The organism is Candidatus Arthromitus sp. SFB-turkey, assembly GCF_001655775.1.
Classification (GTDB): domain Bacteria; phylum Bacillota; class Clostridia; order Clostridiales; family Clostridiaceae; genus Dwaynesavagella; species Dwaynesavagella gallinarum.
This window is the reverse complement of record NZ_LXFF01000015.1, coordinates 38241-57760: the sequence shown is the minus strand read 5'-3', so window position 1 is coordinate 57760 and position 19520 is coordinate 38241. Positions and strand designations below refer to the sequence as shown.

Sequence of the window (19520 nt, the reverse complement as noted above, 5' to 3'; positions counted from 1 at the left end):
TATTAATTATCTTATAAGATCTATATACTTGTTCTAAAACCATAACATATAAAAAACCACTCGATAATATATCAACATTGCAAAAACAAATATCATCTTTAAGATTTAAATTTTTATAATCAAAAACTACATTTATATTTTTAAATCTATTTAATGAGCAATTATTTATGATTTCACTAAAGGATATTGAATTTACATACCTACCCTTTTCAGTAACATTTATGTTATAACTTGTACTTTCTAAAAACAAATCTAAATCTAATTTATACAACAAATTTACTATAACAAATTTACTACATCTTTTTTTATAATCATTTATACTCTCTTTTATATATCTATTTTTAATAAACTTTTCATTTAAAAATATATTAACTTTCATTACAAATTAAATAAAATCTTTCTAATAAATAAAATTGAACTTATTCTAAAAATTTGATGAGAATATGTAAAATCACTAATTTTTAAAACCAAGTCACAATTTTTACTTAAGTTATAATTAACTCCATAACTTCCACCAACTATAAAAAATACATTCAATCCCTTATAAAATTCATTTGAAATTCTATTAACATAATAATTAGCTGATTTACCTTTTAAATCAAATAAAACACAAAATTTCTCTTTAAATCTATTTAAAATATTTAAAATTTCATTACTTTCAATTTCCTTATTACTCTCTTTAATAACAATTAAATTTATATCACTCAAATAGTTTCTTTCTAAATTTTTTAAATATTCTTTCTTTAAATTACCAACACAAATAAGATTTATTTTCCGCAACACTTCTTATATTTTTTCCCACTTCCACAAGTACATAATTCATTTCTTCCTATTTTAACTGGATTCAATACAATTTTTGAACTTCTCCAATTGCTTGTAATACTTTTTATTTTTTCACTTGATAAAATTTCTTTCCACTCTTTCAAATTGTATAAATAATCTGCCTTAGCATCTAACATATTAAAATATAATTTTTCAACATCAATTTCAAATTCAATTTCTTCTTCAACAGTTATATTTTCAACGTCAATTTGTTTATTTAAACTCTCATTTATTCCATCAACAAATCCAACTATAAAATCTTCATTTATATCATACTTTTTTGATAAATCTAATACACTTGACTTAAAAGAAAAATTTTTATTTCCCAATATATCTTTATAAATTTTTAACTCAACATTTTTATATTCATTCCAAAAAGCAATTTCACCTTTAGTTTTAACAAATTCAGTAACCATATTAGTCCATTTTTCATATAAATTCATAAAAAACACCTCTTCAAAATATAATCAATCTTCAATAAACCTCAATACATATTTTGCAAATTCATGACAATACTCACAACAAACCTCATTAATATTATCATTGAAATTCAAATCCGGAGTCACACCATATAAATTTATAAAATCATCAATAACATACTCTACATGACTTTCACATGCATAAAACTCACACTTTTTAAACACCACAAAATTTAAATCCTCATATAATTACTTGGCAAAGATCTATGTGCAACAGTTAATTCTAAATCACTCCCAATTTTAAAACCATTGATACAAAGTGCCTTTTCCACTGTCTTATAAGCAAGTTCAGGAAAATTATTTACATTACTTAAATGTCCCAAAATTATTTTCTTAGGAGAAATTTTGGCTAATTCAACTACTATCTTTGCACACTGTTCATTAGATAAATGTCCAAAATTACTTAATATTCTTTGCTTTAAAAAATAAGGATACGCACTCATTTTTACCATTTCCTCATTATAATTGCTTTCAATCAAAACAACATCAGCATCTTTTAAATTTTCAAATACTTCTTTAGATACATATCCCATATCAGTGGCTATACTTATTCTCTTTTTATTATTCATAATACTATATCCTACTGGATCAGCAGCATCATGAGGTAATTTAAACATTTTTATATCTAAATCCCCAATTGTAAATTCATTATTTTCTAGTATATTAACCTTTTTAACATCAAATTTTTTATCTTTTAAAGCCTCATAAGTAGCTTTATTTAAATAAACTGGTATATCAAAACCCCTAGATAAAGTACAAACTCCTTTATAATGATCTAAATGTTCATGAGTGATAAATATACCATTTATTGATTTAGGATTAACTTTTATAAGCTGTAAAGCACTTGTAACAGCTTTTTTGGAAATTCCAGCATCAATTAAGACTTTAGTTTTATAACTTCCAACATAAATACAATTTCCCGAACTTCCACTACTTATGGAACAAAAATACATTAATTATATCTCCAAAATAAACTTTTAAACTATATTATATTCTTAAACTCTTTAATATCACTATTTAAAGTTCTATATATATTAGCTCCCAATTGTCTAAATTTCTCCTCTATATCCGGATATCCTCTATCTATGTGTTCAATAGAAGTTATCTCAGTCTCTCCTTCTGCAACAAGACCAGCTATAATCATAGCAGCTCCCGCTCTTAAATCTGTTGCCTTTAGTTTACAACCTGTTAATCTACTTACTCCATTTATGATGGCAGCTCTTCCCTCTATTTTTACATCTACACCCATTTTCTTTAACTCATCAAAATATTTAAATCTGTTTTCAAATATGCTCTCGCTAATTATACTAGTTCCTTGAGAAACACTCATTAAAACACCAATTATTTGCTGAACATCTGTGGGAAAACCTGGATATGGTGAAGTTTTAATATTAACTCCCCTTAATCTCTCATTACTTTTTATTTTTATACTATCATCATATTCACAAATAGTAACACCCATTTCTATGAGCTTAGCAGTTACAGATTCTAAGTGCTTAGGAATAATATTTTTTATTAAAACTTCTCCTTTACATGCTGCAACAGCCATCATATAGGTAGATGCTTCAATTTGATCTGGTATTATAGAATAATTACATCCCTTTAATTTCTTAACACCTGTTATTTTTATAATATCTGTTCCAGCACCTTTTATATTTGCTCCCATTAAATTTAAAAAATTAGCAACATCAACAACATGTGGCTCTTTAGCAACATTTTCAAGTATAGTAACTCCTTCAGCAAAACAAGCAGCAAGCATAACGTTAATTGTAGCTCCAACACTAACTACATCAAAAAAAATACTATCTCCAACTAACTTATCTGCTTCAGCTACAACTGAACCATGTTGTATTTTTATATTTACTCCTAACTTTTCCAATCCTTTTATATGTTGATCTATTGGTCTATCTCCTATACTACATCCTCCCGGAAGATCTACAACAGCTTTCTTAAATCTTGCAAGTAATGCCCCTATTAAATAATAAGATGCTCTCATGTTATGTACATCTTCACCATTAGCTATATAACTTTTAATATTAGAACTATCTACTATTAAAGTATTCTTTATCCTGGTAACTCTAGCTCCAAGATCTCTTAATATTCTAACTAATTTATTTACATCTTCTATGTCTGGAATATTATCTATCACACATTTGCCAAAACCACACATAACAGCCGCTGGTATTATTGCAACTGCTGCATTTTTAGCTCCACTAATTTCTACACTTCCATAAAGCGGATTAGATCCATTTATAATAATCTTTTCCATTTCTTCTCCCTACTTAGATTAAGTTTAAATATATCTAAAAATTATTTCATAAATAATCTTCCTTAAACTATTTTAAAAGTCGCTATTAAATATTCTAATTTTATTAATCTTCATTGTCAACATTCTTAAGAATTAACATAATATTTTTCTAAATTTTAGTTGTTATTATTCCTTTAATTAAAACTTTTTATTCATATATAAAAAATGGAGTACTCCATTTCAACTTTTCCAAAAATTAAAATGGAATACTCTATTTATTTCATAGACTGAAAACTCGCGCAATCTGTAGATTCTATATTTTTAGCAATAGCTTCATGTTTTGTTATTTTAATTTGCTCTAACGTACAATTTTGATTTTTATCATTAAATTTACATTCTGTAACATTACAAAGTATATTATTATTTTTTACCATAAACTTACCTCTACCTTTTTAATAAAATCTACATACTTATTATTAATTCTTATTATTTTTTTATTCTCCATTATGCTATAATTTTGTTATTAAAGTTAAAGGAGGATTTTGGTTATATAACCAATATTTTAAATGAAATATTTAATTAGTTGTAACTTAACTGATGAATCCATTGAAAACCTAAACTATTTTCAATCTCAAAATATAAAATCATTTAAAAATTTAAAATCAAAGCAAAATTTTTTTATTCCTATACTTTCATTAAATTATGAACACTATACTAAAATTAAAAATTCTATTTTTAAAAATCTTTCAAAAATTCAAACTTTTAGAGTAAATATATCAAATATAAAACAAGATTTAACCAAAAATATTTATTTATTAATAGAGCCTAAAGGATTTTTATCAACTATACAGAGAATATTAGAAGAAGAATTGATCTTAAATGATATAAAAAATTATGAAAAATTAAATAAATGGAATTATTTTTATATAGATTACATGTCATTTAATAAAATTAATATTAACTTAAACAACATCTTATTTCCAAATTATATAAAAATTAATTCACTTAACATATTAAAACATAATCATAAAAAAAATAATCTAATAGATTCTATTCAATTTAAAAATATATAATAAAAAATCACCTAAAATTTTTAATGTAATAAACTAATTAATATAGCTACATTAAATTTTTTAGGTGACTTTTTATGATTAATTTTAAAAAAAAATTACATTCCAATCTTTTAAACATATTTAAAAAAAATATACTCACAAATTATAGAGTAATAATTAAATTAAAATCTCCCTCCCCAAAATTAATAAAAAAACTTAAAAACTCTACTCAATGTAAAATTATACACATACTAGAACATATCAATATACTTTGCTTAATAATAACTCATAGGCTTTTATCAAACCTCATTGAATATCCAGAAATCGATTATATATCCCTAGATGCTGAAATTTTTTTATGTGCAAATAAAACACTATCAAGTGTAAAAACACCAGATTCAAAAGTCATTTCATATAATTCAAATCTAACTGGAAAAAATATAACAGTTGGATTAATAGATTCTGGAATATATCCCCTTGAAAGTTTTACAAAACCTAAAAATAGAATTAAATTATTTAAAGACTTAATAAATGATTATATATACCCATACGATGATAATGGGCACGGAACCGCTATGTGTACTATAATAGGAGATAAATTTATTTACAAAAATAACATTATTAAAAATGCATCTGAATGTGATTTTTGTGTTATAAAAGCTTTTGATAAGTACAATAAATCTTACTGCTCTTTAATTTTCAAAGCACTTGATCTATTATACGAAAACTCAACTAAATTAAATCTCCAATTATTATGTCTTCCATTTGAACTTAATGAATTTAACGAATTTATCCTAACTATTTTTCAATATTTCTTCGATGAACTTTCAAAACAAAACATTATTATAACGATTCCACTGGGTAATAATTCAAGTAATTATACTTCTTTAAAAGGTCTTTCTCTTTTGAATAACTGTATAACCGTAGGAGGATTAAATTTAAATGAATCCTCCTGTGGTATTTCAAATAAGAAATTACTAAAACCTACACTAATATCTATTTATGAAAATATCTATCTATCAAATATAGATCCTAAATATGTACCTGAAAGAAATAATCAATATATATATCCACCTAAAATTAAAAATTCATTTGTTGAATATTTTGGAACTTCATGTTCATGTGCTTATATTTGCAGCTTATTAGCTTTATTAAAACAGAAAAATATTTCCATAAATATACGTGACTCATTATCGCTTTTGAAATTGTGTTGTAATAAAATACAGGATGTAGATACTTCAATACAAGGTTTAGGTACAGTTAACGTGAATCAATTACTAGAATAAATAAACAACTCTTGTTGTTTGTTTATTCTAATAAGCTACATAATTCAACGGATTATCTGCTTTACCGTTTACCCTAACTTCAAAATGCAAATGGGGTCCGGTACTTCTCCCTGTATTTCCTATTTTACCTATTATTTGTCCTTTAGTAACATATTCCCCTTCCTTTATAAACATAACATCACAATGTCCATATAAAGTTTCAACTCCTTTTCCATGATTAAGCTTCATATAATTTCCATATATACTATTGTAAGATACTAAACTTGCAAACCCTGATTCTGCTGCAAATATAGGATCTCCTATATTTCCTGCAATATCAATCCCATGATGTTTTTCTCCTCCCCATCTTAACCCAAATGGAGAAGTTATAACATTATTTTTAGAAGGATTATTTAAATAGAAAAGCTCATTTCCCTGAACCTCACTTAAAGAAGGCTTTAAAGTCTTAGATGATACTCTTCTCATACCAATGTATTTATCATTATTATAAGTAATCTCATTAACAACTTCACGATCAAAATTTTTCTTATTATATTGCTCTTTTTGATTGCTTTGACTAGAGAGTGACACCACTTGTATTTTGTTTCCTAAATTGTTTTCTAAATATGTTTTCCTCGCTACTATTTCGACTGTAGCAATTGTGTTGTTATTTTTGTTATTACTTATGATAAAATCATAAAGCTCATCTTCTGAAAGTAAACTCTTTAAATTTATTACATCTTTCTCGAGTTTTACATCTTCTTTTATTTTCGTCCAGTTAATTTGAGAATTTTCTAAATTATGCTCTTTCAAATAATACTTAATTAATCTCTCCTTCACATTATCAAACACTTCTTTTCCGTCTATGTTTGCAATTTTTTTACCATCAAGAATTAAGTTGTATCCTTCAACATATAGATTAATATTTTTATCTAAAAACTCAATTGCTTCATTTGTTTCAAGATACTCATCTTTATCAATCAATTTTAAATTAAAATTAATTGAATCACTTTTTACAAATTTTCTTGATTCACTACTAGTATTGTGTAGTTTTTCAAAATAATATTCATTCAATATTTTTTTATCTTTAACATATGTACTAAATTCATCATTTATTATCATTTCATACCCCAGAGTTTTTCCCGATAAATATGAAATTATTAAAATTATACTAACAAAATTAATAATCATTAAAATTACTGATATAGACATTTTGTGTTTAAATCTATACATAGTACCTTTAAGTCATCTCCTCTATGAAAAAAATATATTTGGAGTTATTATTTATCCATTTTTGATAAATTATTCCTTTTTTATACTTATTTAAATAAAAAAATGTTATAATTTTATATAAAAATTTTTTTGAAAGGTTAAATTAAATGAGTTTATATAAATTAAATACTCCTTTTTTTAATTACACTCTTTTAGATAACAATTTTATTGACAATTTTCTTCCAAAAGCTAGAGGAGAATATGTAAAAATATTTATACTTATTCTTAAATACGCTTCCTGTGGAGAAGTAGGTTTTGATTCATCGTTCCTCGCTAAAAATTTAAACTTATTAGAATCAGATATAAAAAATGCCCTTAATTACTGGAACGATATGGGAGTTATAAAACTCACAACTATAGATGATAAAATTTCAAATATAGAATTTTTAAAACTTTCAGAATCATCTTCTGTTACATCTTCATTAAATTTAATAAATGAAATTAACGACAATAATTTAATTGATTTCTTTAAAGAAGTTGAAATGATAATAGGTAGACCTCTTTCACAAAAGGAAATGGAAACTTACATAAATTGGACTAAAATTTTTAATTTTTCATATGAATTAATTCTTTATTTAATAAGCTATTGCGTAAATAAAAATAAAAAAGATTTTAGATATATTGAAAAAGTAGCAATAGCTTGGTCTGATTTAAATATTAAAACATTAGATGAGGCAATGATTTACACTGAAAAACGTGAAAAGCAATTCGTTAATTATAGAAAAATACTTAACTATCTAGGAATGTCTGATAATGAAATTGGAAAACCTCAAGAAGATCTTTTTAATAAATGGCTTATAGCTTACAATATGCCTATTGAGCTTATTTACAAAGCTTGTGATATATGTTTTTCTAAGCTTTCAAAAACTGATTTTAATTACATTGATGGAATTTTAAATAACTTTAAAAATTCAAAAATTTTAACTATCCAAGATTTTGAGAAGTATGAAAATAATAAGAATTCATTTATAAAAGGATTTTCTAAAACCAAATCAAAAAATAATTTTTCAAATTTCCCCCAAAGAATATATGATTACGATAAACTTGAAAAACTTTTAATTAAAAATGATGATGAAGGAAACAATTCTAATGATTAAAGGATATGGTGAAAAAATAGAAAATCTTTACAAAAACATTAGACAAACTAATTTAAACGAACTGATAAAAAGAAGAGATTATATAAAAAAAATACACCCCGAGATATTAGATATTGAAAAAAATATAGCAACTATTTATTTAAATATGATTAAATGTAAAAATAAATCTTCTATAAATGAATTAAAATTAAAAATATCTTCCTTAAGATCAAAAAAAAATAATATGCTTATATCTATAAATTTACCTGAAAATTACTTAGACAACATTTACGATTGTAAAAATTGTAAAGATACTGGTTACATATTAAATAAAAAATGCTCATGTTTTTTTAAAAATTTAAGTTCTCTCTATTTAAATGATTCTGAACTTAAAATATTAATACAGGAAAATAATTTTGAAAATTTTGATTTTAATTTCTATTCTAAAAATCACATTGGAAACCATTCTACTACACCTGATGAGAATATTAAAAATATATATAAAAATATTTTGAATTATATTAAAACCTTTGAATCTACAAATACAAATTTATTATTTACTGGGGAATGTGGAAGCGGAAAAACATTTTTAAGTCACTGTATAGCTAAGGAACTTTTAGAAAAAGGATATTTAGTTATATATAAAACTTCTGAAGATTTATTTAATGAACTTAATAACTATTATTCATTTAAAAACGATAATTCAAATAAAATAGATGATTCTATTTTAATGCAATGCGATCTATTAATAATAGATGATTTAGGTACTGAAACTCCTAATAATTTTTATTACTCGTACTTTTTCAACTTTTTAAACAAAAAAATTATTTTAAATAAAAAATTATTAATATCTACAAATTTTACATTAAAATCGCTTCAACAAAATTATTCAGATAGAATATCCTCAAGAATTTTTGGAGATTTTCTAATTTTTAATTTTTTTGTTGATCAAGACATTAGAATACAAAAAAAAATTAAGAATAAGAGAGTGTTTTAATCACACTCTCTTATTCTTAATCTGTTGTAAATGGAAGTAACGCTATATTCCTTGCAATTTTTATAGCTTTAGTAACTTCTCTTTGATGTTTAGCACAAGTTCCCGAAATTCTTCTAGGTAAAATTTTACCTCTTTCAGTTATAAATTTTTTAAGTTTATTTATATCTTTATAATCTATACTTGTTGATTTTTCAACACAAAAAGAACAAACTTTCTTTCTTGTTTTTCTTCCTCTAAAGTTATTTTTTCTCGCTTCTTGTGTCTTATTTGTAGTATTTCCGTTCATATAACTCTATCCCTCCCTTCTTAAAATGGTACATCCTCATCATCGATTAAAGTCATATCATCATTTGGTAAATTACCATAATTAACATTAGTATCAAAGTTGCTATTACCCATTTCAGGCGAACGTCTATCGTTCTTATTTCCCCATTCAATAAAAGAAACTTCCTCAGCTACAACTTCAGTTACATATTTCTTGTTTCCATCTTTATCGTTATAATTTCTAGTCTGAATTCTTCCACAAACTCCAAACTTACATCCTTTACTTATGTAATTTGCCGTTGCTTCTGCTTGTTTCCCCCATATTATAACTTGAATAAAATCTGTACTTTTTTCTTGATCTTTAGAAGAAATTTTTCTATCTATAGCTAATACAACCGTTGAAACCGCTATACCACTTGGTGTAAATCTTAATTCTGGATCTTTGGTAAGTCTACCAATTAAAATTACTTTATTCATATTTTCCTCTAATCTTTTTTAACTATTATGTGTCTAATAACCAAATCCATAATTCTAAAATTTCTATCCAACTCTTTTGGAAAATCTTCATCACTACAGAAATCAATTAAAATAAAATATCCTTCATTTTTCTTATTAATTTCATAAGCTAACTTCTTTTTTCCCCAAAAATCAACGTTCTCAATTTTCCCATTTGACTTTTCAATTATAGACTTAACTTTGTCAACTGTTGAATTAACTTGATCTTCAATTATTTCTGGACTAAGTACAAATACAGTTTCATATTTTCTCATATTATATTTCACCTCCCTCCGGACTCACGGCTACAAAAGTAGCAGGGCAACGTTAAGACACATTATAACACTTTAATTCAGAAAAATCAAAATTATTTAAATTTGACAATTATTCTTAACATCGTATATAAATTTAACAAAAATTTTATTATTTAAAATCAAATCGTTAATTTTATCAAAATCATTATTACTTATACCTATACTAATACCACAGCTATTAGATATATGTGAAGGTGTAGGTAGTATATTTACATCTATTTCCATATCTTTTAATATTTTTTCACACAAAAGTGCATTATGGGTATTTATAAAAATTAATATGTAATCCATTTTTAACTCCTTAAACTATTAAACAAAAAATTTTTTTGATATATTATTCTTGGGTGATTTTATGAATTTATATTTTGATAACTGTTCTACTAGTTTTCCAAAACCTAATAATGTAATAGAATCTATCAATAATTTTATTTCAAATATAGGTGCAAGTTCCAGTAGAGGTAGTTATAAACTTTCTATGACTTCAAATAAAATTTTATTTGAATGCAAACAAGCTTTATGTTCATTATTTAATTACAATAAAAGTGAAAATATAGTTTTTACATATAACGCAACCTATGCTTTTAATTTAATTTTAAGCAGTTTTATTAATTCAGATTTATTTAATAATAAACCTCATATATTAATTTCTAATTTAGATCACAATTCAACAGTTCGTCCACTAATAAATTTGAAAAACAAAGGAAAAATAGAATTAGACTTTATTAATTGTATTGGTAATAATTTTTTAGATATAGATGATTTTAAAAATAAAATTAAATATAATACAAAATTTTTAATAATTTCTCATATGTCAAACGTTATAGGTAATATACAAAATTTAAATATATTATCTAAAATTTGCAAAGAAAACAATATATTTTTCATAATAGATATAGCACAAAGTGGTGGAATTGTTAATATTGATTTGAGTAATTTATATTTTTCGGCAATAATATTTACAGGCCACAAAAATTTATTTTCTACTCAAGGTATAGGTGGTTTTATAATTTCAGATGATTTATTAAACAATTGTGAAAATTTTTTCTTAGGTGGAACCGGTAGTGAAAGCTCAAATTTGGTATCAAAAACTAATATGCCTGATTACTTTGAAATTGGAACACAAAACATGATTGGAATTTCTTCATTACTTAGCGGTATAGATTTTATTAATTCATTTGGTATTAACAATATTTTTAATCACAAAAAACAAATTCTTAAAAACATTTATGATGAAATCAAAAATATTAATGATATAATAATACTCAATAACGTTAATTTAACCAATCAAAATTCCACATTATGTATAAATTATAAAAACTTATCTCCAGATAAAGTAGCTTTTATATTAGATAAATACTTTAACATAAGTGTAAGAGCTGGCCTACATTGTGCTCCAAACACTCATAAACTTATAAAAACTTTCCCTTATGGATGTATCAGAATTAGTCCAAGTATTTTTAATACTCAAGATGATATAAACTTTTTAATTTCAAGCTTATATAAAATATCTAAAAATAATTATTACTAACGTTTCACGTGAAACTTATTTAAAATTTAAAAGGTGGTGCAACTTTAAAAGTGTATGAAGAAAATTTGCATTTTTAATCAAAAAGGGGGAGTTGGTAAAACAACTACCAATATAAATCTCTCATGTTATTTAGCTTTAGAAGGTTTTAAAGTTTTAATAATAGATATAGATCCTCAAGGGAATACTACAAGTGGTTTAGGGGTTGATAAATCAAAACTCAATTACTCAATATATAATTTATTTGTTGAAAATTTAGATATAAATTCATTAATCGTAGAAAGTGAAATAATTAAAAATTTATATATTATTCCATCTTCTGTTGAGTTAGCTGCTACTGAAGTGGAATTATCAAATGTTAAAAAAAGAGAATTTATTTTAAAGAATGCCCTATGTAAATTAAATGATAGTTTTGACTTTATTTTTATAGATTGTCCTCCTTCTTTAGGTTTTTTAACTCTCAACGCTCTCGTTGCTAGTGATAGTTTGATTATACCAATACAATGTGAGTTTTACGCACTAGAAGGACTTAGTCAATTAATACATACTGTTAATTTGGTGAATAACTCTCTAAATAAAGATTTATACATAGAAGGTGTAATTCTTAGTATGCATGATTCAAGAGCAAAACTCAGTAATGAAATAGTTATAGAGGTTAAAAATTTTTTTGGAGATAAAGTTTTTAATACGATTATTCCCAGAAATATAAAACTCGCAGAAGCTCCAAGTTACGGTCTACCAATAATGCTTTATGATGAAAAATGTAAAGGAGCATTATCTTATAAAAACCTATCAAAAGAATTTATATCAAAACAAAGGAGAAGTGGTTTATGAAAAAAAGTGTACTTGGTAAAGGACTAAGTTCTTTAATACCAAATTATGAAAACATAGATAATAATACTTCTAAAACAAATAAAAATAATTATATAGATATTGATATAAATTTAATAAAAGCAAATACAAATCAACCCAGAAAATTTTTTGATGAGGATAGTATTATATCTTTAGCCGAATCTATACAAACTCATGGTATAATTCAACCATTAATCGTAAGTGAAAAAGATAAATTTTACATGATAATAGCTGGAGAACGAAGATATAGAGCTGCTAAACATCTTAATTTAAGTAAAATTCCCTGTTTAATTGTTGAAAAATCTGATGAAGAAATTTTACAAATATCATTAATAGAAAATATTCAAAGACAAGACTTAAATCCAATTGAAGAAGCTCATGCATTTAAAAATCTTATTGATAATTTTAATATAACTCAGGAAGCTTTATCTAAAAAATTATCATTATCTAGAAGTTCAGTTACAAATAAATTAAGATTACTCAAATTATCAAATGTTGTTCAAGACTATATATTAAATGAAGAAATTTCAGAAGGTCATGCTAAAATTTTAGTTGGTATAAAAGATGAAAATTTACAAATTGAGATTTCAAATAAAATTATAGATGAATGTTTGAATGTGAGACAAACAGAAAAATTAATTCAAATGCTAAATAATAATACTTCTAAAAAAGAACCTAAAAATAAAATTAACAACACTTATATAACCAGTTTAAAAACAAAGCTTGAAAATTATTTTGGTACCAAAGTTTCAATTAATGATAAAAAAAATAAAGGTAATATTCAAATAGAATATTACTCTCCAGAAGATTTAAATCGAATACTTGGTCTTATTTATTTAAATGAAACTAATTAATTTATATTAAAATATTTTTTTAAATTTTCATTTTCTTCTTCAAAGATATTTAAAATTACTTTTAAATATCTTTTTATTTTATATTCATTAAAATTTTCCATGCTATAATTAAGCCTATTTACATATTTTCTTTTTACATGAATTAATTTTTTATTCTTATTTATATAACTCTTATATTCCTCATATTTATCATTACCTTTTACATATTTTAATATATTATTTCTTTCCTCTATAATCTTTTCCCATTTACTTTTATTTTCATTATCATATTTCTCACTTACTCTCAAAAAAAACTTACAATTATTTAAATTTGTATTTGATTTAACTTGTGTAATATTCGTTATAAAACACATAAAAAATACAATGCAAATAAACCTAATAATATAATTTTTCATTAAACTCTCCTCCACAAATAAATTAATACAAAATATTTTTCCTAATAAAAATTTTATTATTCTACGAATTTTCATTCACAGTAAGGCTCTATTTTTCATATTCTAAATAGTAAATTTTTACAAAGGAGATTTTATATGGAAATAAATGAAAAATTAGTAAAATATAATTTTTCATCTAGAAAAGGAACTTCTATAAAATATATTGTAATTCATGACACTGGAAATACTTCTAAAGGTGCTGATGCGAATGCTCATTTTTCATTCTTTAATTCAGCCGATAGGCAATCATCTGCTCATTACTTTGTAGATGATACTCAAGTTTTAAGAATAATAAAAGATTCTGATAAAGCTTGGCATTGTGGAGATGGTAATGGTAAATATGGAATAACAAATGAAAATAGTTTAGGTATAGAAATTTGTATAAATATGAATGGTAATTTTAATATTGCCTTTGACAAAGCTGCTGAATTAACATCTTTCCTTATGAAAAAATATAACATACCTTTAGAAAATGTAGTCAGACATTATGATGCAAGTAGAAAAATTTGTCCTAATTCCATGAGTAAAAATAATTGGATGCTTTGGGATGATTTTTTAACTAAAGTTAATCGCTATTATATAAATGAATCTGATCAAAGTACAAATAATAATGAAATTATTATTTATGATAAAATAAGTAATTTTATCGATAATGTATATATAGCTTTTTTCAATAGAACACCTGATTATGAGGGAAAAAGTTTTTGGTATAATAAAATAAAATCAAAACAAGCATCTTTAGAAGATTTCGTTAATTCTGTTATGAATAGTAGTGAATTTATTGAATTAAAAAATTCTTATATATAAATAAAAATAACGAAAGCTGTTAAGCTTTCGTTATAATGGTTTTTTTAATATCAAATTATATTTTCTTGGATATATTTCTGGAGTTTTATAAATTTTATCTATAATAACTAAATTACTATCAAATTCTTTTAAATATATCTTAGTATCTAAAACACCTCCCATTTTATTTATAGTGTTATATGCTTTTTCCAATTCTTCATCGCTTTTTTTACCTTTTAGAGCTATATATTTACCATTAATCTTTACCAATGAAAATGACATTTCTAACAATTTATCTAATCTTGCCATAGCTCTAGATACAACATAATCATATTTTTCTCTATAAAATGTTTCATGTGAAACATTTTCAACCCTCTTATTAATAATATTTATATTTTTTATATTTAAAATATCTACTATGTATTTTAAAAATTCAACTTTTTTATTAGTTGATTCAACAAGATCAATCTTTAAATCATCTCTAATTATTTTCATTGGTATTCCCGGAAATCCTGCTCCACTTCCAATATCACATATTGTTGCATTTTCCTCTATTTTATAATTAAATATAGAAATAGAATCTAAAAAATGTCTATTTATAATGAGATCCTCATTTGTTATAGATGTCAAATTTATCTTTTTGTTGTATTCAATTAACTCCTTCATATAAATCATAAATTTTTCATATATGTTCTCATCAAATTTTATATTTAATTTGTCGCAAAAATTTTTCATTAAGCAAAAATACTTCATATTAATTACTCCTTTTTAGCGCTTCTATATATAACATTAAAACAGTTATATCTGCACATGATACTCCTGGTATACGTAAAGCTTGACCTAAACTTCTAGGTTTAATTTTATTTAATTTTTGTATAGCTTCTAATCTTAATCCTTTTATATCATTATAATTTATCTTTTCAGGAATTAATTTGTTTTCCATTTTTTTGAATCCCTTTACTTCATCTTTTTGTTTTTCTATATATCCTTCATATTTTGATATTATATTAATTTGATTACATATGTCTGGATCTAATTCCATTCGGGCTTCATCTAATAATTTAACTTTATAATAATCAAGCTCAGTCCTTTTTATTAATTCATATAATGTTATAGGCTTTTTTAATGGTACTGAATTTATGGATTCTAAAATTTTATTTGTTGTATTAGAATTATTTATAATCAAATTCTTAATTCGAATTATTTCATTATCTATTTTATTTTTTTTATCTTTATAAATCTTATATCTTTTTTCATCAACAATTCCAATATCATAACCTTTTTGTGTTAATCTTAAATCTGCATTATCTTGACGAAGTAATAATCTATATTCAGCTCTAGAGGTCATAATTCTGTAAGGTTCATCTGTTCCTTTATTTATTAAATCATCAATCAACACGCCTATATATGCATCACTTCTATCTAAAATAAATGGTTCTTTTTTCTTTGAATAAAGTGCAGCATTTATACCTGCAATTAATCCTTGTGAAGCTGCTTCTTCATATCCAGATGTTCCATTTATTTGACCTGCTGAAAATAATCCTTTAATATTTTTGAATTCTAACGTTAATTTTAATTCTTGAGTATCAAAAACATCATACTCAATTGCATATCCCGTACGCATAATTTCAACATTTTCAAGTCCACTTATGGTTTTAATCATATCTATTTGAATATTCTCTGGAAGAGAAGAAGACATTCCTTGTAGATACATTTCACTTGTATGTAAACCTTCTGGTTCTATAAAAATTTGATGTCTACTCTTATCTCCAAATCTCATTATTTTATCTTCAATTGATGGACAATATCTCGGTCCTATTCCTTTTATTGATCCATTATACATTGGTGATTTATCTATATTATTTTTTATAATATTATGCGTCTTTTCATTAGTATAAGTTAAATAACATTCTACTTGATCAATTTTTAATGCTTTATTAAGAAATGAAAATGGTGTTATATCTATATCTCCTTCTTGCTTTTCTACTTTTGAAAAATCAACACTTTGTTTATTAATCCTAGCTGGTGTTCCTGTTTTGAATCTTCTTATACTTACCCCTAAATCTAAAAAAGTTTTAGTTAAAAATTTTGAATTTGATAATCCATTTGGTCCTGAATCAAATATATTTTCACCAATTATAACCTTAGAGTTTAAATATACTCCTGTACAAACTACAACCGCATTAGTTTTAAAATATCCTCCAGTTGTAAGTATTATACCTTTGACAACTCTATTTTCAATATGTATCTCCTTTACCTCTCCTTGAATTAAGGTTAAATTTTCTTGATTCTCTAAAATATTTTTCATAAATTTTTGATATTTTAATTTATCAACCTGAAACCTTAAAGAATGTACTGCTGGACCTTTAGAAGTATTTAACATTCTTCCCTGAATTACACATTCATCTGCTGTTAATCCCATTTGTCCACCTAAAGCATCTATTTCCTTAACTAAATGCCCTTTAGCAGTACCTCCAATACTTGGATTACATGGCATAAATCCAATTGAGTCAAGATTTAATGTAACCAATAATGTCTTTATTCCCATTCGTGCACATGCTAAAGATGCTTCAATACCTGCATGACCACCTCCAATTACTATAACTTCAAATTCTCCTCTTAAATAATACATATTCTACCTACTTTCCAATACAAAATTTAGAAAAAATATTATCTACAATAACTTCATTTATATCTTCACCAGTTATATTCATTATATATTTTAATGCTTTTCTTATATCTATTGAAACAATATCTAAAGGCATTAAATCCTTCAAAGATTTTAGTGAATCATTTAAACATTCTAAACAATTATTAAATGCTTCAGTATGCCTATTATTAGTTAAAATTATACTTTCTGTGTTTAAACTTAAATCACTTAATAAGAACTTATCTTTAATTAAATTTGTTAACTTATCAAATCCTAAATTTTCCTTAATTGATATTTTAGCTAAATTATCCTCGTTACTATTTTTAAACTGTGTAAATATTTCATTGGTATCAAACATATTAATTTCTTCACATTTATTCAATAAAAATATTATATTTTTATCTTTTATTAATTCATAAATCCTAAAATCTTCCTCATCTAAATCTCTTGTTAAATCTAAAACAAAAAATATTAAATCACTTTCCTTTATTTTATCCTTTGCCATATTAATTCCTATAGACTCAACAACATCACTGCTTTCTCTAATTCCAGCTGTATCAAATAAATTTAATATAATCCCTCCTATATCTACTTTTTCCTCAATTATATCTCTAGTTGTTCCTGGAATATCTGTAACTATAGCTTTTTTTTCATTACATAAATAATTCAATAAAGATGACTTTCCTACATTTGGCTTACCTACAATACATGTTTTAATTCCCTGTTTTATTAAAACACCTTGATCTTTATATTTTAAAATTTCTTGAACCTCATTTATTATTTTAATAATATCATTTTCTATATCACTTTTATAAACATCTTCAACTTCATCTTCAAAGTCAATAATAACTTCTACATGAGATAAAATATTAACAATTTTCTCTTTTATAAAATTTAATTTCTTATATAATTTACCCGTAGTTTGATTAATTGCACATTTTAATTCTAAATCTGATTTTGCATAAATTAAATCTATAATAGCTTCTGCTTTGGTTAAATCTATTTTTCCATTTAAAAAAGCTCTTTTAGTAAATTCTCCAGGTTCTGCTAATTTTGCACCTAAACTAATAACTAAATTTAAAATTTTATTTGTAACAAGTATCCCTCCGTGACAATTTATTTCAATAACATCTTCTCCCGTATAGCTTTTAGGTGCTTTCATAAAACTAACTAATACTTCATCAAATACTTCCTCATTATACTTTATAAAGCCGTGTTTTATTTCATTTGGATTTAAACTACTTTTTGTGTTTGTGTGGAAAATTTTTTCTATGATATTCACACTTTGATTTCCAGAAATTCTTATAATATTTACTGCACTATTTGAAATACTTGTGGCTAAACCAACTATTGTATTCATTTATCAACACCTCCAATAAAAAAATGGGCTGTTTTCAACAACCCACATTTTTAAAATTTATTTTTTTGTTACTTCTTCATCTTTCAACAATACTTTATTTATTGTAAAACTTATTATAATAGAAATTATGTTACTAAATACGTAATATATCCCAACTGCTGATGAAACAGATATTGTAAAAACTCCAAGCATAACTGATAAAACAATATTCATTACTCTATTTTGTTGTGCCTGAGCTTTATTATCATCTGAAACTGGTATACTTAACTTTCCTTGTAAAAAACCAGTAACAACAGCTAATATAGGAAGTATAAAGTATGGATCCTTAGCTGCTAAATTAGGAATCCATAAAAATGAAATGGTATTTTCTTGAAGACCTGGTAATCTCAAGAACAACTGAAAAAACAATAAAAGTATTGGTAATTGTATAAAAGTAGGTAAACATCCAGATAATGGATTTATTTTATAATCTTTATACAACTGTAATATTTGTTGTTGTTGTTTTTGTGGATCTGATTTATACTTTGCTTGAATTTTTTGAAGCTCTGGTTGGATTTTTTGAAGAATTTTAGTTGTTTTAACTTGTTTTATATGTAATGGTAATGTAATTACCTTAACGATTATTATCGCTAATATAATAGTTATTCCATAAGATAAATTAACATTTGGAATAACTTTAAAAACCAAATCATGTAATCCTTCAAAACCCTTAATTAATAAGTTAATTATACTATCAAACAAAATAATCCCCCTACCCTTAAATTTTTACTATCTT

25 protein-coding genes are annotated in these 19520 nt (G+C 24.1%); 8 read left to right on the top strand and 17 right to left on the bottom strand.

The genetic code is table 11. The features are described from left to right. The 7 genes from A6P36_RS02650 to A6P36_RS07925 all read right to left on the bottom strand — a co-directional run. On the bottom strand, positions 1 to 379 hold a 379-nt coding region (locus A6P36_RS02650; protein WP_066760717.1), incomplete at its 3' end, for a hypothetical protein. After that, on the bottom strand, positions 379 to 783 hold the full coding sequence (locus A6P36_RS02645; RefSeq protein ID WP_066760716.1) for a 23S rRNA (pseudouridine(1915)-N(3))-methyltransferase RlmH: 405 nt from the start codon (positions 781 to 783) through the stop codon (positions 379 to 381). The genes A6P36_RS02645 and A6P36_RS02650, both read right to left, overlap by 1 nt. Continuing rightward, complete coding sequence (locus tag A6P36_RS02640) at positions 768 to 1265, bottom strand: SEC-C metal-binding domain-containing protein (protein ID WP_066760715.1); 498 nt, start codon at positions 1263 to 1265, stop codon at positions 768 to 770. Before A6P36_RS02640 ends, A6P36_RS02645 begins: the two co-directional genes overlap by 16 nt. Positions 1266 to 1289: 24 nt before the next feature. Next, positions 1290 to 1469, bottom strand: a complete 180-nt coding sequence (locus tag A6P36_RS02635) for a CxxH/CxxC protein (RefSeq protein ID WP_082917570.1) — start codon at positions 1467 to 1469, stop codon at positions 1290 to 1292. A gap of 5 nt (positions 1470 to 1474) precedes the next feature. Then, on the bottom strand, positions 1475 to 2254 hold the full coding sequence (locus tag A6P36_RS02630) for an MBL fold metallo-hydrolase (RefSeq protein ID WP_066760713.1): 780 nt from the start codon (positions 2252 to 2254) through the stop codon (positions 1475 to 1477). 29 nt (positions 2255 to 2283) lie between these two features. Beyond that, the gene (locus tag A6P36_RS02625) at positions 2284 to 3570 is read right to left on the bottom strand and encodes a UDP-N-acetylglucosamine 1-carboxyvinyltransferase (protein WP_066760711.1); all 1287 of its coding nucleotides are present in this window, start codon (positions 3568 to 3570) and stop codon (positions 2284 to 2286) included. A gap of 254 nt (positions 3571 to 3824) precedes the next feature. Next, positions 3825 to 3983, bottom strand: a complete 159-nt coding sequence (locus tag A6P36_RS07925) for a DUF1540 domain-containing protein (RefSeq protein ID WP_082917568.1) — start codon at positions 3981 to 3983, stop codon at positions 3825 to 3827. A gap of 132 nt (positions 3984 to 4115) precedes the next feature. On the opposite strand from A6P36_RS07925, the gene A6P36_RS02620 reads away from it, so the two are divergent. Together A6P36_RS02620 and A6P36_RS02615 are read left to right on the top strand one after the other, a co-directional pair. Continuing rightward, the gene (locus tag A6P36_RS02620) at positions 4116 to 4622 is read left to right on the top strand and encodes a hypothetical protein (protein ID WP_066760705.1); all 507 of its coding nucleotides are present in this window, start codon (positions 4116 to 4118) and stop codon (positions 4620 to 4622) included. 74 nt (positions 4623 to 4696) lie between these two features. Then, the gene (locus tag A6P36_RS02615; RefSeq protein ID WP_066760703.1) at positions 4697 to 5887 is read left to right on the top strand and encodes a S8 family serine peptidase; all 1191 of its coding nucleotides are present in this window, start codon (positions 4697 to 4699) and stop codon (positions 5885 to 5887) included. Between the two features lie 27 nt (positions 5888 to 5914). On the opposite strand, the gene A6P36_RS02610 is transcribed toward A6P36_RS02615, so the two are convergent. After that, positions 5915 to 7099: a M23 family metallopeptidase gene (locus A6P36_RS02610; protein WP_066760701.1), complete on the bottom strand. Its 1185-nt coding sequence runs from the start codon at positions 7097 to 7099 to the stop codon at positions 5915 to 5917. 146 nt (positions 7100 to 7245) lie between these two features. Here A6P36_RS02610 and A6P36_RS02605 point away from each other — a divergent pair, with 146 nt between their 5' ends. Both A6P36_RS02605 and A6P36_RS02600 read left to right on the top strand, forming a co-directional pair. After that, positions 7246 to 8235 carry a DnaD domain protein gene (locus A6P36_RS02605; protein WP_066760700.1) on the top strand — a complete coding sequence of 330 codons (990 nt, stop codon included), beginning with the start codon at positions 7246 to 7248 and terminating at the stop codon, positions 8233 to 8235. After that, the gene (locus A6P36_RS02600) at positions 8228 to 9211 is read left to right on the top strand and encodes an ATP-binding protein (protein ID WP_066760698.1); all 984 of its coding nucleotides are present in this window, start codon (positions 8228 to 8230) and stop codon (positions 9209 to 9211) included. Before A6P36_RS02605 ends, A6P36_RS02600 begins: the two co-directional genes overlap by 8 nt. A gap of 16 nt (positions 9212 to 9227) precedes the next feature. Here A6P36_RS02600 and rpsR read toward each other — a convergent pair whose 3' ends face one another. The 4 genes from rpsR to A6P36_RS02580 all read right to left on the bottom strand — a co-directional run bounded on the left by rpsR (position 9228) and on the right by A6P36_RS02580 (position 10575). Next, positions 9228 to 9497, bottom strand: a complete 270-nt coding sequence (gene rpsR, locus A6P36_RS02595) for a 30S ribosomal protein S18 (RefSeq protein ID WP_066760697.1) — start codon at positions 9495 to 9497, stop codon at positions 9228 to 9230. 20 nt (positions 9498 to 9517) lie between these two features. Next, on the bottom strand, positions 9518 to 9952 hold the full coding sequence (locus tag A6P36_RS02590; RefSeq protein ID WP_066760696.1) for a single-stranded DNA-binding protein: 435 nt from the start codon (positions 9950 to 9952) through the stop codon (positions 9518 to 9520). Between the two features lie 8 nt (positions 9953 to 9960). Next, complete coding sequence (gene rpsF, locus A6P36_RS02585) at positions 9961 to 10245, bottom strand: 30S ribosomal protein S6 (RefSeq protein ID WP_066760694.1); 285 nt, start codon at positions 10243 to 10245, stop codon at positions 9961 to 9963. A gap of 96 nt (positions 10246 to 10341) precedes the next feature. Then, positions 10342 to 10575: a DUF3343 domain-containing protein gene (locus A6P36_RS02580; RefSeq protein WP_066760692.1), complete on the bottom strand. Its 234-nt coding sequence runs from the start codon at positions 10573 to 10575 to the stop codon at positions 10342 to 10344. Between the two features lie 61 nt (positions 10576 to 10636). On the opposite strand from A6P36_RS02580, the gene A6P36_RS02575 reads away from it, so the two are divergent. Genes A6P36_RS02575 through A6P36_RS02565 form a run of 3 tightly spaced genes read left to right on the top strand, consistent with a single transcriptional unit; the run spans position 10637 to position 13515 of the window. After that, positions 10637 to 11812, top strand: a complete 1176-nt coding sequence (locus A6P36_RS02575; RefSeq protein ID WP_066760690.1) for an aminotransferase class V-fold PLP-dependent enzyme — start codon at positions 10637 to 10639, stop codon at positions 11810 to 11812. Positions 11813 to 11866: 54 nt separating this feature from the next. After that, positions 11867 to 12643: a ParA family protein gene (locus tag A6P36_RS02570; RefSeq protein ID WP_066760688.1), complete on the top strand. Its 777-nt coding sequence runs from the start codon at positions 11867 to 11869 to the stop codon at positions 12641 to 12643. Continuing rightward, the gene (locus A6P36_RS02565) at positions 12640 to 13515 is read left to right on the top strand and encodes a ParB/RepB/Spo0J family partition protein (protein ID WP_066760686.1); all 876 of its coding nucleotides are present in this window, start codon (positions 12640 to 12642) and stop codon (positions 13513 to 13515) included. The genes A6P36_RS02570 and A6P36_RS02565 overlap by 4 nt, the downstream gene beginning before the upstream one ends. Here A6P36_RS02565 and A6P36_RS02560 read toward each other — a convergent pair. After that, positions 13512 to 13910, bottom strand: a complete 399-nt coding sequence (locus tag A6P36_RS02560; RefSeq protein WP_066760685.1) for a hypothetical protein — start codon at positions 13908 to 13910, stop codon at positions 13512 to 13514. The two genes, A6P36_RS02565 and A6P36_RS02560, sit on opposite strands and share 4 nt — an antisense overlap. A 135-nt stretch (positions 13911 to 14045) precedes the next feature. Here A6P36_RS02560 and A6P36_RS02555 point away from each other — a divergent pair, with 135 nt between their 5' ends. Next, a complete protein-coding gene (locus A6P36_RS02555) occupies positions 14046 to 14756 on the top strand; it encodes an N-acetylmuramoyl-L-alanine amidase (RefSeq protein WP_066760684.1) in 711 nt (236 codons plus the stop codon). A gap of 30 nt (positions 14757 to 14786) precedes the next feature. On the opposite strand, the gene rsmG is transcribed toward A6P36_RS02555, so the two are convergent. The 4 genes from rsmG to yidC are packed head-to-tail and all read right to left on the bottom strand — an operon-like array spanning position 14787 to position 19486. Then, on the bottom strand, positions 14787 to 15488 hold the full coding sequence (rsmG, locus tag A6P36_RS02550; protein WP_066760681.1) for a 16S rRNA (guanine(527)-N(7))-methyltransferase RsmG: 702 nt from the start codon (positions 15486 to 15488) through the stop codon (positions 14787 to 14789). Between the two features lies 1 nt (position 15489). Further along, positions 15490 to 17367 (bottom strand): tRNA uridine-5-carboxymethylaminomethyl(34) synthesis enzyme MnmG, encoded by a 1878-nt coding sequence (gene mnmG / locus A6P36_RS02545; RefSeq protein ID WP_066760679.1) that lies wholly within the window; start codon positions 17365 to 17367, stop codon positions 15490 to 15492. Between the two features lie 7 nt (positions 17368 to 17374). Beyond that, positions 17375 to 18745, bottom strand: a complete 1371-nt coding sequence (gene mnmE, locus A6P36_RS02540) for a tRNA uridine-5-carboxymethylaminomethyl(34) synthesis GTPase MnmE (RefSeq protein WP_066760677.1) — start codon at positions 18743 to 18745, stop codon at positions 17375 to 17377. Positions 18746 to 18802: 57 nt separating this feature from the next. Then, on the bottom strand, positions 18803 to 19486 hold the full coding sequence (gene yidC / locus A6P36_RS02535) for a membrane protein insertase YidC (RefSeq protein ID WP_066760675.1): 684 nt from the start codon (positions 19484 to 19486) through the stop codon (positions 18803 to 18805). Positions 19487 to 19520 lie beyond the last annotated feature (34 nt).